Source organism: Congregibacter litoralis KT71, assembly GCF_000153125.2.
In the GTDB taxonomy this organism is placed as follows: Bacteria; Pseudomonadota; Gammaproteobacteria; order Pseudomonadales; family Halieaceae; genus Congregibacter; species Congregibacter litoralis.
In genome coordinates this window covers 3784057-3800808 of the sequence record NZ_CM002299.1, presented here as the reverse complement: position 1 = coordinate 3800808, position 16752 = coordinate 3784057, and the positions used below count along the sequence as shown (strand labels likewise).

At 58.1% G+C, this 16752-nt stretch carries 16 protein-coding genes; 12 read left to right on the top strand and 4 right to left on the bottom strand.

All coding sequences use genetic code 11. From position 1 onward, the window contains the following. Positions 1–14 precede the first annotated feature (14 nt). The 7 genes from KT71_RS17250 to KT71_RS17220 all read left to right on the top strand — a co-directional run bounded on the left by KT71_RS17250 (position 15) and on the right by KT71_RS17220 (position 7391). On the top strand, positions 15–1508 hold the full coding sequence (locus tag KT71_RS17250) for a flavin-containing monooxygenase (protein WP_008294056.1): 1494 nt from the start codon (positions 15–17) through the stop codon (positions 1506–1508). Between the two features lie 158 nt (positions 1509–1666). Further along, on the top strand, positions 1667–2233 hold the full coding sequence (locus KT71_RS17245) for a peroxiredoxin (protein ID WP_008294057.1): 567 nt from the start codon (positions 1667–1669) through the stop codon (positions 2231–2233). A 179-nt stretch (positions 2234–2412) separates the two neighbouring features. Beyond that, positions 2413–3006, top strand: a complete 594-nt coding sequence (locus tag KT71_RS17240) for a GNAT family N-acetyltransferase (protein ID WP_008294058.1) — start codon at positions 2413–2415, stop codon at positions 3004–3006. Between the two features lie 31 nt (positions 3007–3037). Next, positions 3038–3658 carry an alpha-ketoglutarate-dependent dioxygenase AlkB family protein gene (locus tag KT71_RS17235; protein WP_008294059.1) on the top strand — a complete coding sequence of 207 codons (621 nt, stop codon included), beginning with the start codon at positions 3038–3040 and terminating at the stop codon, positions 3656–3658. 83 nt (positions 3659–3741) lie between these two features. Beyond that, on the top strand, positions 3742–5166 hold the full coding sequence (gene ppnN, locus KT71_RS17230; RefSeq protein WP_008294060.1) for a nucleotide 5'-monophosphate nucleosidase PpnN: 1425 nt from the start codon (positions 3742–3744) through the stop codon (positions 5164–5166). 81 nt (positions 5167–5247) lie between these two features. Next, positions 5248–6384, top strand: a complete 1137-nt coding sequence (locus tag KT71_RS17225; RefSeq protein ID WP_008294061.1) for a PQQ-dependent sugar dehydrogenase — start codon at positions 5248–5250, stop codon at positions 6382–6384. Positions 6385–6437: 53 nt separating this feature from the next. Beyond that, complete coding sequence (locus KT71_RS17220) at positions 6438–7391, top strand: proline iminopeptidase-family hydrolase (RefSeq protein WP_023660280.1); 954 nt, start codon at positions 6438–6440, stop codon at positions 7389–7391. Positions 7392–7427: 36 nt separating this feature from the next. On the opposite strand, the gene KT71_RS17215 is transcribed toward KT71_RS17220, so the two are convergent. Then, positions 7428–7628 (bottom strand): YgaP family membrane protein, encoded by a 201-nt coding sequence (locus KT71_RS17215; RefSeq protein WP_008294063.1) that lies wholly within the window; start codon positions 7626–7628, stop codon positions 7428–7430. 89 nt (positions 7629–7717) lie between these two features. Then, positions 7718–10828 (bottom strand): error-prone DNA polymerase, encoded by a 3111-nt coding sequence (locus KT71_RS17210; RefSeq protein ID WP_008294065.1) that lies wholly within the window; start codon positions 10826–10828, stop codon positions 7718–7720. Positions 10829–11034: 206 nt separating this feature from the next. Between KT71_RS17210 and KT71_RS17205 the strand changes: the two genes are divergently transcribed. The 3 genes from KT71_RS17205 (at position 11035) to dmeF (ending at position 13848) form a co-directional block, all read left to right on the top strand. Next, on the top strand, positions 11035–11583 hold the full coding sequence (locus KT71_RS17205) for a DUF1415 domain-containing protein (RefSeq protein WP_202962473.1): 549 nt from the start codon (positions 11035–11037) through the stop codon (positions 11581–11583). Next, a complete protein-coding gene (locus tag KT71_RS17200) occupies positions 11576–12766 on the top strand; it encodes a BaiN/RdsA family NAD(P)/FAD-dependent oxidoreductase (protein ID WP_008294067.1) in 1191 nt (396 codons plus the stop codon). Before KT71_RS17205 ends, KT71_RS17200 begins: the two co-directional genes overlap by 8 nt. Before the next feature lie 128 nt (positions 12767–12894). Then, positions 12895–13848, top strand: coding sequence for a CDF family Co(II)/Ni(II) efflux transporter DmeF (gene dmeF, locus KT71_RS17195; RefSeq protein WP_008294068.1), 954 nt, complete (start codon positions 12895–12897; stop codon positions 13846–13848). 75 nt (positions 13849–13923) lie between these two features. Here dmeF and KT71_RS17190 read toward each other — a convergent pair whose 3' ends face one another. Beyond that, positions 13924–14196 carry a TMEM165/GDT1 family protein gene (locus KT71_RS17190; RefSeq protein ID WP_008294069.1) on the bottom strand — a complete coding sequence of 91 codons (273 nt, stop codon included), beginning with the start codon at positions 14194–14196 and terminating at the stop codon, positions 13924–13926. Between the two features lie 312 nt (positions 14197–14508). Between KT71_RS17190 and KT71_RS17185 the strand changes: the two genes are divergently transcribed. Next, positions 14509–15111: a LysE/ArgO family amino acid transporter gene (locus KT71_RS17185; RefSeq protein ID WP_008294070.1), complete on the top strand. Its 603-nt coding sequence runs from the start codon at positions 14509–14511 to the stop codon at positions 15109–15111. Between the two features lie 112 nt (positions 15112–15223). Further along, positions 15224–15619 (top strand): nuclear transport factor 2 family protein, encoded by a 396-nt coding sequence (locus KT71_RS17180; protein ID WP_040362468.1) that lies wholly within the window; start codon positions 15224–15226, stop codon positions 15617–15619. A 52-nt stretch (positions 15620–15671) separates the two neighbouring features. On the opposite strand, the gene ypfJ is transcribed toward KT71_RS17180, so the two are convergent. Continuing rightward, complete coding sequence (gene ypfJ, locus KT71_RS17175) at positions 15672–16571, bottom strand: KPN_02809 family neutral zinc metallopeptidase (protein ID WP_023660278.1); 900 nt, start codon at positions 16569–16571, stop codon at positions 15672–15674. Positions 16572–16752: the final 181 nt, after the last annotated feature.

Below are 16752 nucleotides of genomic sequence, written 5' to 3'. Positions count from 1 at the left end.
CAGGGTGGAAATTTATGAGCGAGATTCTTGATGTCGTGATTATCGGTGCGGGACTTTCCGGTGTCGGCGCGGCCTGTCACCTGAAGCGCAGCTGTCCCGAGCGAAAAATCGCTATTCTCGAAGGCCGGGAGCGCAGCGGCGGTACCTGGGACCTGTTTCGCTACCCCGGCATCCGCTCGGACAGCGACATGCACACCCTGGGCTACAGCTTTAAACCCTGGGAGGCGTCCAAGGCCATTGCTGATGGCCCCTCGATACTCAGCTACGTGCGGGAGACGGCCAGAGAGTACGGCCTTGAATCCCTGATCCGTTATCGACACAAGGTAAAGCGGGCAAACTGGGATAGTCGGGAGCAGTGCTGGGAGCTGATCATTGATGATGGAGAAAACGGCGAGGAAACGCACCTGAAAACCCGTTTTTTGCATTTGTGCGCGGGCTACTACAACTACACCCACGGCCATCAACCGGAGTTTCCGGGACGCGATAGTTTTGCGGGGGAGTTTATCCACCCGCAGTTCTGGCCCGAGAATCTCGATTACGAGGGCAAGCGAGTTCTTATTATCGGTTCCGGTGCCACGGCAATGACCCTGGTGCCCTCCATGGCCGATAAAGCGGCAGAAGTGGTGATGCTCCAGCGCTCGCCCACCTGGGTGGTGTCCCGTCCTTCCACGGATTGGATTGCGAACCTGCTGCGTGCTGTTCTACCCAAGAGCTGGGCCTACAGCGCCACCCGTTGGAAGAACACTCGCATGCAGCACTGGCTCTACAAAAAAACCCGGAAACAGCCGGAAAAAGTGCGTCAGATGCTCCTGGATCGAACGCGCAAGGAGCTGGGTGATGCCGGCGATATGGCCGACTTCACGCCTCAGTATAATCCCTGGGATCAGCGCCTTTGCCTGGTCCCGGACAGCGACCTGTTTGCGGCGATAAAGGGTGGTAAGGCACGCGTAGTCACCAATCAGATCGAGACCCTGACGCCCGGGGGCGTGCGCCTCGCGGATGGAACCGAGATCGCTGCGGACATCATCGTGTCGGCCACGGGGCTGGAACTGGAGCTCATGGGGGGCATCGATCTTCAGGTGGACGGTGAGCGTTTTGATATTCCCTCGAGCTGGTCCTACCGCGGCATGATGTGCACGGGGCTGCCCAACATGGTGTCGGTCTTTGGCTACATCAACGCCTCCTGGACGCTCCGCGCGGACATCGTATCCCAGTGGATGTGTCGCCTCCTCGCGCACATGGACAGCACCGGGGCTGCCGTGGTGACTCCCGAAATCGAAGACGAGCTGCCGGCGATGACGCCGAGACCCTGGATTGATGATTTCTCCGCCGGCTATATGCAGCGGGTCATGCATCTGTTTCCCAGGCAGGGTGATCGTAACCCCTGGGTGAACTCCCAGAACTATCTGCGGGAGAAGCAGGAGTTTGAAGAGATGCGCTTTGACGAGGCAGCCTTGCGCTACGAGCCGCCCAGGGAAACCGCGTCCGAGGGGCAGCGGGCAGCCTAGGACTGATCGATAAAATCGAACAGCTAATGCGATAAATATCGTTTTATCGATTGTAGTATCTTCGCTATGATGGCGTGGTTAGATAGTTGGGGCGGTGTTCACACGGGAGATCGCCAGACCAACCGTACTTTTATTAACTGATCAAGGAGAGCTTAGACGTGACGACACAGGTACCAGAAGCGACTTTCAAAACCCGCGTACGCGACGAGTCCGTAGGCGGTGATAACCCTTTCCGCTGGGAAGAAAAGACCACAGCCGATATCTTCGGCGGCAAGAAAGTGGTTGTCTTCTCCCTCCCCGGCGCTTTCACACCGACGTGTTCCTCCAACCACCTGCCGCGCTACGACGAGCTCTACGAGGAGTTCAAGGCCCAGGGCGTTGATGAGGTGATCTGCGTATCCGTGAATGACGCCTTTGTGATGTTCAAGTGGGGCCAGGAGCAGGGCAACAAGAATATCTTTTTGCTCCCCGACGGCAATGGCGAGTTCACTCGCAAGATGGGCATGCTTGTAGATAAGTCAAATATTGGCTTTGGTATGCGCTCCTGGCGTTACTCCATGCTCGTCAATGACGGCAACATCGAGAAGCTGTTTTCGGAAGCCGGTTATTGCGACAACGGCGAGACGGATCCCTTTGAAGTCTCCGACGCCGACACCATGCTCGCTTACCTCAAGGGCACGGAGTCCGCAGGTGTATCCGAGCCGCGCAAGGCTTTCGTAGGTTAAGACCGGTTAAAAGTCGGCAAAGGTCTGTGAACGCGCAGACCCTGCAGTGAGATAAGGCCTCTTTAGGCCCGGGTCGGCTTCCACCGACCCTTAAAAACCCGCTCCCACCCCTGTGAGCGGGTTTTTTTTGCCTGAATCATGGCATCCTTGGGTCTTTCTGCCTTATCAGGACATTCCCTATGCCGTGGCCAGATCCCGTTTCTCTTGAGGGCGAGTTCGCGAGCTTGGTTCCCCTCCAGGAGGACCATGCTGATGCGCTGGCTTTGGCGAGCGGTGACGGTGAGGTGTGGCGCGCCTGGTACACCAATGTGCCCGCACCGGCAGATGTAGCCGCCGAAATCGCGCGACGTTTGGGCGAGCAGCGAGCAGGCCGCATGCTGCCTTTTACCGTACTCGATCAGGCGGGCGTGCCCGCGGGTATGACCACCTATATGAACATCGATGCGACGTCGCCGCGCGTGGAAATCGGCTCCACCTGGTACGCTAAACGCGTCCAGCGCACGTCCCTGAATACCCAGTGCAAGCGGCTGTTACTGGCCCACGCCTTTGAGTCCCTCGGCTGCATCGCCGTGGAGTTCCGCACCTCATCCTATAATCGCGCCAGCCGCCGTGCCATTGAGCGCATCGGTGCCAAGGCGGACGGGATTCTGCGCAATCACAGCCGCCACCAGAACGGCACGCTGCGGGACACCTGCGTGTACTCGATTCTGGATAGCGAATGGCCCGGCGTAAAGGCGCAGCTTGATCACATGCTGGGATTTGACGCCCCGTGAGCTGCCATCGAATCGTGCCCCGGCTCTATCAATGACTGAACTTTTTCCAAACAGCGATCCCGAGGAGATCGATTTGCCGGGCGGCGAATTGCTTCTCTACCGGGCGGCGGACCTGGGCGCTGATCCTCAGGAACTCTTTGAGAACCTGGAACGGGAGCTTGCCTGGCGGGAGGAGCCCATCCAGCTCTTCGGTAAACGCTACCTGCAGCCCCGACTTCTCGCCTGGTACGCCGATGCCGGGGTGTCCTACAAATATTCCGGTATTCAGCACGATCCCCTGCCATGGACTCCGCAGCTTGCGGTGCTTAGGGAGCGGGTGGAGGCCCTGAGCGACGCGCGGTTTAACAGTGTTCTTGCCAATCTCTATCGCCATCACCGTGACAGCATGGGGCTGCACGCGGATGACGAACGGGAGTTGGGCGCCCAGCCGGTGATCGCGTCCCTCAGTCTGGGAGAAGAACGCATGTTTCGACTCAAGCACCGGCATCGAAAGGATCTCAAGCCCATCCGTCTGCCTCTGGCTTCCGGCATGCTGTTGATCATGCGCGGTGCGACGCAGGAAAACTGGCGTCATGAGGTTCCCAAGCAGAGCAGGCCCTGCGGACCGCGCATTAATCTGACTTTCCGCTATGTGCATACGCCCCCAGTGTAGATGACTCGTGGCTATGGAGGCTTTTCGTGCGTTTGCCTGCCCCGATTCGAGATCCTGTCATCTCGCCACGTTATACTGGCGTCATGAATATTCCTGATCAGCTTGCCGGTGAAACCACCGGCGGCAATGAAGTGACTCTCCCCCGTGTTGCCCGGGCCTCGGTCCGCCCCGTACAGACTCTCGATCTGCTCACCCAGCGCGAGATGGCCAGTCTGGCGAATGCCGATGCCAGCCTCCACGAACTGTTTCGCCGCTGTGCGCTGGCGATTCTCAACACCGACGGCTACGTGGACGATGCGCGCAAGGTCTACGAGGCCTATGCGGACTTTGATTTGCAGGTTATTCCCGAACCCCGGGGGCTGAAGTTGGAGCTCTTCAACGCGCCGGGCGAGGCCTTCGTCGACGGCAAGATGATTGAAGGGATTCGTCATCATTTGTTTTCGGCGCTGCGCGATATCGTTTACACCGAGCACAAGCTTGCGGAGCAGCAGACCTTCGATTTGAGCAATCCCGAAGGGGTTACGGACGCCGTGTTCCGTATTCTTCGCAACGCCAACGTGGTGCGCAGTAATGTGCAGCCCCGGCTGGTGGTGTGCTGGGGTGGGCACTCGATCTCCCGCGTCGAATACGATTACTCCAAGACCGTGGGTTATTCCCTGGGACTCCGTGGCTTTGATATCTGCACCGGTTGCGGTCCCGGCGCCATGAAGGGCCCCATGAAAGGGGCTGCCATTGCCCACGCCAAACAGCTCAGCAGTAATACGCGCTATGTCGGTTTGTCCGAGCCGGGCATCATCGCGGCGGAATCGCCCAATGCCATCGTCAATGAGCTGGTGATTCTCCCGGACATCGAGAAGCGCCTTGAGGCTTTTGTTCGGGTGGCCCACGGCATTCTCGTGTTCCCGGGGGGCGTAGGAACCGCCGAAGAGATCATGTTTTTGCTGGGGATCAAAATGCACCCGGCAAACGCGCATATCGAATTGCCGCTGATTTTTACCGGTCCCCGGGAGAGTGCGGACTATTTTGCCCAGATTGATCGCTTTTTGCGCGATTGCCTGGGTGAGGAAGTGAGCGAGCATTACAAGATCATCAACGCGGACCCCGCTGCGGTGGCGCGGACGATGAAGAGTTCCATTAAAGCGCTGCGTCGTCAGCGCATCGAACAAAATGAGTCCTTCAGCTACAGCTGGACGCTGCATATACCCGAGGAGTTGCAGCAAACGTTTTTGCCCACCCATGACAACATGGCCGCTCTCGCCCTCCATCGCGATCAACCCGCGCATCAGCTTGTCGCGGAGTTACGCCGCGCCTTCTCGGGGATTGTGGTCGGCAACGTCAAGGACTTCGGTGTGAGAGCCGTTGAGGCCCATGGCCCGTATCAACTCCATGGAGAAGGGGAGGTGATTGACGGACTGGCGGCCTTACTCGAGGGCTTTGTGCGCGACGGGCGTATGAAGATTGACCCGGCGTCCTACCGCCCCTGTTTTGAGGTGGCTGGCCGACCTTGATGAGGCTCCAAGAGGCCCCAAGAGGCCCCGAAAAAAAGCTCCGATACACTAGTTAACACTCACAGAGAATAAGGATTGGATATGAAGCTTATGCTCAATTCGGCGCTGGCACTGTTCGCGCTGATGTTCCTTGCACCGGCCCAGGCCGAGTTACCTTTTACGGTTACGGAAGTCAGTCAGTTTGACGAGCCCTGGTCCGTGGCCGAGATGCCCGACGGACGGCTCCTGGTCACGGAGACCAAAGGTAACCTCATTATCGTGGACACGGACGGCAAGCAGTCCCGTCCCGTCAGCGGTGTGCCCGATGTGAATTACGGCGGACAGGGTGGATTAGGCGATGTGGTGCTTCACCCGGACTTTGCGGAGAACGGCATGGTCTATCTCAGCTACGCCGAGGCAGGCGTTGCCGGTACACGCGGTGCGGCAGTGGCCCGCGGTGTTCTTGATGCATCCGGCCGTCGCCCCGCTTTGAAAGATGTCGAGGTTATCTGGCGCCAGTATCCCAAGCTTCTGGGCTTTGGCCACTACAGCCACCGCATGTTGTTTGATGATGAAGGGTATCTGTGGATCTCTTCCGGTGATCGCCAGAAGTTCACGACATCCCAGGATATGCAGTCCAATTCCGGCAAGCTGCTGCGTCTCCACGACGACGGGTCCGTACCCGAGGATAACCCCTTCGTCGATTACTATTCCGAAAACCCCCGCGTCGGCCGCGGTGGTGTTTATCCGCAAATCTGGTCCCTGGGGCACCGGAATCTTCTGGGGCTGGCTCTGGATCTGGAGGGGCGTCTCTGGGAGATCGAGATGGGCCCTGCGGGGGGCGACGAGCTGAATCTTATTGAGCGCGGTGCAAATTACGGCTATCCGGAAGTCTCCAATGGCGATCACTATGATGGCCGTAAGATGCCCGATCATGACACCTGGCCGGAGTTTAATGAGCCGGCGCTGTGGTGGACCCCCGTGATTTCTCCCGGCGACATGCTTATCTATCGTGGCAAGGCGTTTGATGCCTGGCGAGGCGATGCCATCATTGCGGGCCTGTCTTCCCGCGCCATTATTCGCGTGGAGTTGGGCGATGATGGTTCCGCCGAAGAGGTGGAGCGTTTTGACATGGGCGCCCGTATCCGCAGTGTTCAGGAGTCGGCCGACGGCAGCATCTGGGTGCTGGAGGATGATTACGGCGATAGCAAGGGCCGGCTTTTGCGTCTGACGCCTTAATCCTGATTGTTTCGGGCATTAGCCCCTGTGATGCTTATGGCGGTGCTGTTGTGATGGAAAAAGTTAGGTGCCTGTTAGTCTGTGTGATGATGCTGATGGCCGTAGCATCCCAGGCCGAGACGGAGCTCCGGTCGGGTTTCATTGACGTTGAGGGCGGTCCCCTTTGGTACGAGATTGCCAATGGTGATGCTGGCAGTGGAGACGCGGTGCCTTTAGTCACCCTCCATGGAGGTCCCGGCGGCACTTCCTGTGGTCTGCAGCTGTTGTACCCCCTGTCAGATGAGCGTCCCGTCATTCGCTATGACCAACTCGGCACCGGGCGCTCGGGTCGTCCCCGGGATGCGAGCCTTTGGAATCGCGACCGCTTTGTTGAGGCGCTGCACACCCTGCGGAGGGAGCTTGGTCTTGAGCGCATGCATCTTCAGGGGCACAGCTGGGGCGGAGCGCTCGCTGCTTATTATGTCCTCGAGAAAGGCACGGAAGGCATCGTGTCTCTGACCCTGTCCTCGCCGCTCATCAGCACGCCCCTGTGGATTCGCGATGCCAATGCCCTGCGCGCCACCCTGGATGCCGAGGTGCAGGCGGTACTGGACAAGCATGAGGCGGAGGGAACGACGGATCATCCCGACTATGCCGAGGCGACGGAGGTTTTCTACGCTGCGTTTGTGCGGCGCGGCGAAACCAAAGAGGAGGTCGATTGCCCCGGCGCGCCATGGAACTCGGTGATCTATAACCAGATGTGGGGCCCCACGGAATTTTATGCCACCGGCAGTCTTCAGGATTTTGACCTGACAAGCCGCCTCGGGACCATTGATGTGCCGACGCTATTTGTCACCGGTGAGTTTGATGAGGCGCGACCCGCAACGGTGAAAGGCTTTGCGGATGCCGTGCCCGGCGCGCGTTTCGAGGTGATCCCAGGTGTGGGACACAGCTCCATAAGCCGCGAGCCGGCCCTTTACCGCGACCTGCTGCGCAGCTTTATGCGCGAGGCTGAAGAAGCCCGCTAAGTTTTTACTGTCTTCTAGCTGCCTTTCAGCTGCCTTTCAGCTGCTTTCCGTCGGCGCCTTGCAGGTGCTGAATCCCAGCATGGCATAGGGTGGGCACCAGCCGCTCAAGCCCGTGGCCACGGGAATCAGTCCCAGCCAGGCCCAGGGTGTCTGCGGACCGATAAAGGCGAGGCTGACAATGGCTGCACCGCCAAGGACGCGAACGGCTCGTTCAATAGGATGGATGTTGGTTTTCATGGGGCCTCCTGATGTTACTTCTTTCAGCTAATGTTGCCTCTCCCGAGTGTAGACCAATTGCAGCTTTCAGGTATATGAGCAACACCGTCTCAATGAAAATCCCTCGACCGGGTTTCCAGGTTCCCCAGGGCATCGCTGTGATCAAACAATGCCCCGGCCACGATATGCGTGACGCCATCGCGTTTTTGTAGCGTGCCTTTAACCAGCAGCAGATGGCCCTTCATGAGCGCCTCCCGAAAATTCTCCTGCACCTTGGGCCAGACCACCACATTGTTATTACCGGTTTCGTCCTCCAGGGTGAGAAAGAGCACCCCCGAGGCGGTGCCCGGGCGCTGGCGGCAGGTCACGAGTCCGGCGATGCGCACAAAGCGGCCATCGTCCATGAGCTCAAGGTCCCGCTGGCATTTGCATTGATTAAATGGCGTTTCGCTGCGGAGCAGGGCAAGAGGGTGGGCCCGAAGGGTGACGCCGGTGCTGCGATAATCAGCAATGACAGATTCGGCGACGGCGGGCTCCGGCAAGCTGATCTCGTCACTGGGTGAAGGGCCTGCTGTATAGTGTTCATGAGCCAACAGCGGTCGCTCCGGCTCCAGGGCCATGACCTGCCAGCGTGCCTGATGGCGGTGTCCACTGAGACTGGACAGGGCATCGGCATCAACCAGGGCTTCCATATCCTTACGATTGAGGGCGGCGCGTTTGCGTAAATCCGCGATTTGCCGATAGGGCGTGTCTCTGCGCGCCATGCTGATACGCCGGGCAGCATCCCTGGATAATCCTTTAATTAGCCGCAGGCCAAGCCGTATGGGCGCGCGGGTGCCTTGCTGCCCGTCATCCAGGAGTTGATGATCCCAGTCGCTGTGATTCACATCCGGGGGTAGGGCGACGACATCGTGACGCCGGGCATCCTGAATCAGTTGTGAAGGACTGTAAAAACCCATGGGCTGACTGTTCAGCAGTCCGACGTAAAAGGCGCTGGGGTGGTGGCATTTAAGCCAGGAGGAGACATAGGCCAGCAGGGCGAAGCTCGCCGAGTGCGACTCAGGAAAACCATAGCCTCCAAAGCCCTTGATCTGGTCAAAGAGCCGGCGCGCGTAGTCTTCGCTATAACCACGACGGAGCATGCCCTCCGTAAGTTTCTTCTCAAAGGTCAGTAGTTTGCTGTTGCGTCCCCAGTTGGTGATGGCGCGCCGCAACTGATCCGCCTCGCCGCCGCTGAAACCCGCAGCCACCATGGCCAGACGGATGACCTGCTCCTGAAATATGGGGACGCCGAGGGTGCGCTCCAGAACGCTTTTGACCGCTTCATCGGGGTAGCTGATATCTTCCAATCCCTGCCGCCGGCGCAGATAGGGGTGCACCATGTCGCCCTGAATGGGTCCGGGACGCACGATGGCGATTTCGATAACAAGATCGTAAAAGCACGCCGGCTTTAAGCGGGGCAGCATGCTCATCTGTGCCCGGGACTCGATCTGGAACACGCCGATGGAGTCGGCTTTTTGCAGCATTCGGTAAGTGGCGACGTCTTCGACGGGTATGTCCTGCAGCGTGCGGATGCGGGGATCGTAGCGGTTTACCAGAGCCAGGGATTTGCGGATTGCCGACAGCATGCCCAGGGCCAGCACATCGACCTTCAGCAGTCCCAGGGCTTCGATGTCGTCCTTGTCCCACTGGATGACCGTGCGGTCCGCCATGCTGGCATTCTCCACGGGCACGAGCTGGGAGATGGGGCCCCGGGATATGACAAAGCCTCCCACATGCTGGGAGAGATGCCGCGGAAAGCCCAATATCTCCTGTACCAGCTGATAGAAGAGCCGGGCGATATTGGGTTCGCCGTCGTCGTTGTCGGTTTGCAGACCGTGCTCGCTAAAGCGGGCTTCCAGGTCGCGCTGCTTATCCCACCAGGCCAGGGACTTGGCGAGGTCATCCACAAACAGAGGGTCCAGCCCCAGAGCCTTGCCTACGTCCCGCACGGCGCTGCGGGCGCGATAGGTGATGACGGTGGCCGCGAGAGCCGCCCGACGCCTGCTGTATTTTTCATAGATGTACTGAATAACTTCCTCGCGGCGTTCGTGTTCAAAATCCACGTCGATATCCGGGGGTTCGTCCCGCTCCCGGGAGATAAATCGCTCAAAAAGCAGAGAGACTTTTTCGGGTGAGACCTCGGTGATAAGCAGGCAGTAACACACCACGGAATTAGCCGCCGACCCCCGGCCCTGGCAGAGAATGCCGCGGCCCCGGGCAAAGCGGACAATGTCGTAGACGGTGAGAAAGTAGTACTCGTAATCCAGTTCGGCGATGAGTGCGAGCTCTTTTTCGATGCGCTCCCTGATGGCCGTGGGTGTCCCGTCAGGCCAGCGCTGGCTTGCCCCCTGCCAGGTCAGCTCCCGCAGATAATCCCGCGCGTTATGTCCATCGGGTACCACTTCTTTGGGGTACTCGTAGCGCAGCTCATCCAGGCTGAAATGGCAGCGCCTGAGGATGTTCAGTGTTTCTGTCAGCAGTTCGTTCGGATAGAAACGCTCAAGCTGTTTTACGCTGCGCAGATGCTGCTGGGCATTGGGCAATCGGCGGCGACCCAGGGCGGCCACGCTGCAGTTGTGGTGCAGGGCCGTCATGACATCGTGGAGGGGTTTGCGGGTTGCGCAGTGCATACGCACATCACCGCAGGCGACCAGGGGGAGCTGAAGATGGGTGGCGAGGGTTTGCAGCGCCCGGTAGCGGCGCAGCTCATCATTACCGAGAAGATAATGCACGCCGATCCAGACCCGCTCCCGACAGAGGCGGGCCAGCTGCCTGCCATAGCCGCGGTTAGCGTCGCTGTCTTCCCTGGGTAGCCAGACGATGAGGCAGCGTTTGAGGTGAAAGATGACATCCCGAAGTGTGACCTCATATTCCCCTTTGGGGCTGCGCCGTCTGGCAAGGCTGATCAGTCCCGAGAGCTCGCCGTAGGCTGCCCGCGTGGGCGCAAGGGCAAGGAGCCGAATGCCCTCTGTTAGCGTGAATTCACTGCCGATAATAAGGGAAAGACCATGCTCCTTGGCGGCCACATGCGCTTTGACGACGCCTGCCAGAGAACACTCATCGGTGATGGCGATGCCGCTGTAGCCCTTTGCTGCGGCCTGCGCTACCAACTCTTCCGGGCGGGAAGCGCCGCGCAGGAAGCTGTAACATGACAGGCAATGGAGTTCGCAGTAGGGCATGGTTCGTAGCAGCTTGCTCGCTCGTGTTTAAGGAGGCAGTCAGGGGGCGGGTCGTGGCTCCTTGCTCCGTAATTTTTCGGCCGGCCAGTGTACTGTATATTTATACAGTATTTATAGTGCGCCTGAGTTCGTATGTCTAAGTTTCGCCACGGCTTGTGTGTCCCCGGGGGTTTTGACGCACAGGTCGGGATTACCGCAAGGGAGCTATTCGTCTGAAGGATCATGCTTTAAGCGCCTGCCGCCGCTGGATCGAGGAGGTCGTGGTGCAGTACAACCTGTGTCCCTTTGCGAGGCGCGAGCTAAATCGGGGTAGCGTGACCTTTACCCTCTGCGATGCGACCGATGAGGACGCACTGCTGCAGGCTTTGGTGAGGGAGCTTCAGCGGCTGGAGGATTGCCCGGAGATTGAGACCCTCTTTATCGTGCATCCGCAGGTGCTCGGTGATTTCTATCTTTTCAACGATTTTCTGGGTCGCTGTGATGCCCTGCTCAAGACCATGAAACTGGAAGGGATTTATCAGATCGCCAGTTTTCATCCCGACTATCAGTTTGCCGGTACCGCGGCCACTGACGCTGAGAATTACTCGAATCGCTCACCCTATCCAATGCTGCACTTGCTTCGGGAGGACAGCGTGGCGCGGGCCGTTGCCGGCCATCCCGATATCGACCGTGTGCCCGAGGACAACATCCGCACTCTCAATGATGTAGGCGCAGACAGACTTCGCGACCTGTGGGAGCGCTGTCGCCATGAGTAGTCCATCAAACTATGACGTCATCATTGTAGGTGGTGGCGCCAGTGGTCTCATGTGCGCCATCAGCGCGGGTTATCGTGGTCTGCGCGTGCTGGTGTTGGAGCAGGGCCCCAAGGTCGGATTAAAAATTCTGGTATCCGGCGGGGGGCGTTGCAACTTCACCAACGTTTTTGCCGATCCCCGGGAGCATTATCTGTCGCAGAATCCCAATTTCTGTATCTCTGCCATGAAGCGATTTTCGCCGGCGGATTTTATTCAGATGGTGGAGACTGCCGGCATCGACTATCACGAAAAAAAGCTGGGGCAGCTGTTTTGTGATCATAGTGCCAAGGACATTGTCGCGATGCTTTTGGAGCAGTGTTCCTATGCGGGCGTTGAGATTCGCCTGCGCCAGGCGGTGCAATCCATCAGCCCAAAGGAGTCTCAGAGTTTTGTGGTGGCCACTGACGAGCGGCAATACCGCGGGACCAAGGTGGTTATTGCCGCAGGTGGTTTATCCATGCCAAAGATTGCCAGCGATCTGGCCTTTCGCACGGCAAAAGAGCTGGGGTTGAAACTGAACCCGCCACGAGCCGCTCTGGTGCCCCTCACCTGGAACTCCAGTGACAAATCCCGATACGGATCGCTGTCGGGTATATCCACGGAGGTGATTGCAAGCTGCCAGGGGCATAGCTTTCGAGAGAACCTATTGTTTACCCATAGAGGCCTGAGCGGCCCCGCCATCCTGCAGATATCGTCCTTCTGGCGCGAGGGTCTGACGGTGGATATCAACCTCCTCCCTGATTGTGACGCCGGCGCATGGTTGCTTGATGCGCGGGAGAGGAATCCTCAGCAGCGGCTGATGACGGTGCTCAAGACACAGCTCCCCAACCGTCTGGTCGATCTGATGTTCGGCACCTGGTTTGATGACCAGAAGATCGGCAGCTTTTCGCCGCCGGAGCTCAGGGCCATCGGCGAGCGTTTGAACGACTGGTCCTTTATGCCCGGTGGCAGTGAGGGCTATCGCACCGCCGAGGTTACGCTGGGTGGTATCGATACAGACGAAGTGTCCTCAAAAACCTTTGAGCTGAAACGTGTGCCCGGCATGTTCGCTATCGGTGAGGCCCTGGACGTCACCGGTTGGCTGGGTGGCTACAATTTTCAATGGGCCTGGGCATCGGGATGGTGTTGTGGTCAGCATCTTTGAAGGCGCCCCTTAAGCTGTGCTGATCGCGCTGTGGTATGTATACCGCCATCGCTTGACGGAAATCTTGTGACGACCTAGCTTGCGGCTTTTTTAATTGTTCCTACGAAGAATTGTCGAGAGCGCTCACTATGCACACACACCAGTTGGAGAAATGGACCCATGATCATGTGTTTGGTCAGGATCAGCAGCGCGAGGGTGAAAAGCGCACGCTCCTGATCGTTTTGCTGACGGCAGCCATGATGGTGGTGGAAATCAGCACCGGCCTGATCTCCGGATCAATGGCGCTGTTAGCCGATGGGCTTCACATGGCGTCACACACGGTCGCGTTGGGTATCTCGGTTTTTGCTTACGTGATATCCCGGCGGCTGGCGTCGGATCGGCGCTTTGCTTTTGGGGTCGGCAAGATCAACAGCCTCGCAGGATTTGCCAGCGCAATTTTACTCCTGGGTTTTGCCTTGACCATGGTCATAGAGAGCACGGGTCGACTGATAGATCCTGTGGCTATCGTGTTTGATCAGGCGATCATGGTTGCGACGATCGGGCTTGTCGTAAACGGTTTCAGCGCCTGGGTATTACTGTCAACGCCCCATGAGCACGGTCATTCTCACGACCACACGCACACGCACACGCACGACCACGCCCATGAAAAAGGGCATGATCACAATTTACGCGGTGCCTATCTTCATGTGCTGGCGGATGCCCTGACCTCCATTTTGGCGATCGTAGCTTTGCTCGCCGGCAAATACATGGGGGCGTCCTGGCTCGATCCGCTCATGGGTATCGTGGGGGCAGCGTTAGTTACCCGTTGGTCTTTCGGTCTTATCCGCGAGGCCAGTAAGGTTTTGCTCGATAGTCAGGCGGATGACCGCAAAGTGAACGTGTTGCGCGCAGCCATTGAGCACGGCAGCTCTGATCGCGTGACAGATCTTCACCTGTGGAGCATTGGTCATGGGATCTTCGCCGCAGAGATTGCCATCGTCAGTGATGAACCCCGATCACCAGAGCACTACAAATCTCTGATCCCGGCCCAGATGGAAATCGTGCATGCAACGGTTGAAGTACACCGATGTCTTGACCACTGAGTCAGCGCGTCGCGAGACATAGTTCTTCGGCGCAGTTGCTTACCCGTGCCATCGGTAGGAGTTTCCTGCACTGGATCAGGCGTTATAGAGTGTAAACGCCCCCACGGCTATGAAGCCGAAGCCGGCAACATAGTGAAGATAGCGCTCATTAATGTACGCGCCGACCAGAGACCCGGCCAACACCCCTATGGCTGAACACGCCACCAGTGCAAGGGACGCGGCCGCGAAGACCAACCACTTGCTGGCTTTATCGTCGGCCGCGAAGAGCATCGTTGCCAGTTGAGTTTTATCGCCAAGTTCCGCAAGGAATATTGCGACGAATACGGTACCGAAAACTTTCCAATCCATTGTTATCGACTCGCCTTTGGTAGATGTCGGAGTTCACCTTCACCTGCCATCTAAGTCAAGGAACCAGTTGTTGAAAGGCTGCTTTTGATCCATGATCACTGATCGCTTTTTGGTTTCGGGAAGCCGGCTTTAACCTTCACGCCATGGACATGTCGCAGTGCTTCAAACCGAAGCTGCGGCCGTCGTACCACGACAGCGCAGTTTCACGAATTTGGGATGCTTTATGAGGACATATTTCGGGAGTTCGCCTCGGCTAAAAAGCGTAGTAACAACAAAATTTGATGCACTGCCCGCCGGTCGAAAGGTTTAAAGATGGACTCAGGTCTTTCAGGTTTTTTTCTCAGCCTGTCGCTCATCGTTGCGATTGGTGCTCAAAATGCCTTTGTACTTAAGCAGGGTCTAAAAAAACATTACGTATTCTGGGTTTGCTTAGTCTGCGCCCTGTCCGATGCGGTGCTTATTTTCGCGGGAATTGCCGGATACGGCGCCGCCATAGCGGCCTATCCTGAGATTGAGACTGCCGCTCGCTATGGTGGTGCGCTCTTTCTGGCGATCTATGGGGGCAAGAGCTTTTACTCGGCGTTTGGCACCAGTCATGCCCTCGAACCCGAGGGCGAGATTCCGGCGGCACTGTGGAAGACCCTACTCACCTGTCTGGCTTTTACCTGGCTGAATCCCCATGTTTATCTGGATACCGTGGTGCTGTTGGGCGCTGTGTCAGTGCAATACGAGGACGCAGCACGAGTGCAATTCGGGATAGGCGCGATCACGGCGTCATTTGTGTTCTTTTTTAGTCTGGGTTTCGGGGCCCGATTTCTCGGACCGCTTTTTCAGCGACCCATCGCCTGGAAAATCCTGGACGGGCTCATCGGCCTGCTGATGCTTTTTATCGCCGTATCGCTGGTACTTGCTTAGTCGGGCTCGTGGCCCAAATAACATCGCCATAGCACTACCAGCTTTATAAGGCGACACGCTTCAATTGGGCTATGCTAGCGAGTGCATGCTTGAGAGCGGGTTTAGAAAGAGTATGAAAACTGAAGAAACGCGACAGCTTGTGCAGCATTGGCTCTCCCTGGCGGGGAGCGGAAACGTGGAGGGTGCCATGGCTCTTTTTGCCGAGGATGCCGTGTGGACCAACATTGGTTCAACGAAATTTTCTGGCGACTTCGTGGGTCTCAAAGCGATCACGGAGGATCTTCTTGCCCCGCTTTTTGGTGCTTTGGAGGATGGCATTCACTCCGAGGTGGAATCGGTGATTGCCGATGGTGAGCAGGCCGTTGTTCTGAGCCGCGGAGCAGCTCGCACCAGGTCCGGTGTTGAGTACAACAACAGCTATGCTCAGGTGTTTACGGTGCGCGGAGGGAAGATTGTCAGCGTCCGCGAATATATGGATACAGCGCTGATAGATCGCGTGTTCGCTTGAGGCTGAGCAGTTTTAGCTGCGACGCGACTCTAGGTTCACTCAGTTCAACAATTTACAACGCCGTCGCTGCAAAGGTATTGCAGCTTTCCAGGGAGCCTCTTTCCAGCCCTACGGTAAACCAGCGCAGGCGTTGCTCGGCGCTTCCGTGAGTAAAGGAGTCCGGCGTCACGCGACCCTGAGCCTGGCGCTGCAGGGTGTCATCGCCAATGGCTGTCGCGGCGGCGAGGGCTTCCTCAATATCACCGCTCTCAAGAATTTGTCGCGCCTCGTCCGCTTTATGAGCCCAGAGGCCCGCAAAGCAATCGGCCTGTAACTCCTGCCGGACGCTGAGGCGATTCGCCTCAACTTCGGTGGCACTTTGGCGCGCCGCCTGATTGCGGGCACTGATCCCCAACAGCGTCTGCACGTGATGGCCGACTTCATGCGCCAGAACATAGGCCTGGGCGAAATCGCCCGGGGCGCCGTAGCGACGACTCAGTTGTTCAAAGAATGACAGATCCAGATAAATCTTCTGGTCAGCCGGGCAGTAAAAGGGTCCCATGGCGCTTTGCCCCAGGCCGCAGGCTGAGCGCGTAGAGTCGCGGTACAGCACGAGTTTGGGCTCTTCGTAAGCCGTGGGTCCATCCGCGAGGAGTGCAGCCCAGGTGTCTTCCGTATCGGCGAGCACTGTGGCCATGAACTCGACGGTTTCGGCCTCCTCCTCCGATTGCTGCACCGGCGCGGTCGTGGCCTGGGCCGGCTGACGCTCTGCGAGCCCCAACAGGGACGTCAGGTCCGTGCCGGTGAAAAACATCAACCCCGCTGCGATGACGATAATCGCCCAGCCGCCGCGACTGCGGGTAAGCTGGAGAATCAGCGGCACCATGGAGGATCGCGTGCCCGTGGATCTCACAATCCGGCGGCTCCTGCGGTCATCGATATTGTCGCTGCGTCGGTTACCTTTCCAGCGCATGGTGTGCTCCCGGCTGCGCCACGGCGGTGGCTTTCTCTGTTGTGTCAGCGTTGTTGCTGGTCAGGGCATTGTGCCCAAAAATCAACTCTAGCAGATGAATCCCTATCTTCGATATTCGGTAGATATACTGCGGTCAGACTTCACTCGACGGTATTGGCGCGGTGGGAACCGCTCCTAAGGA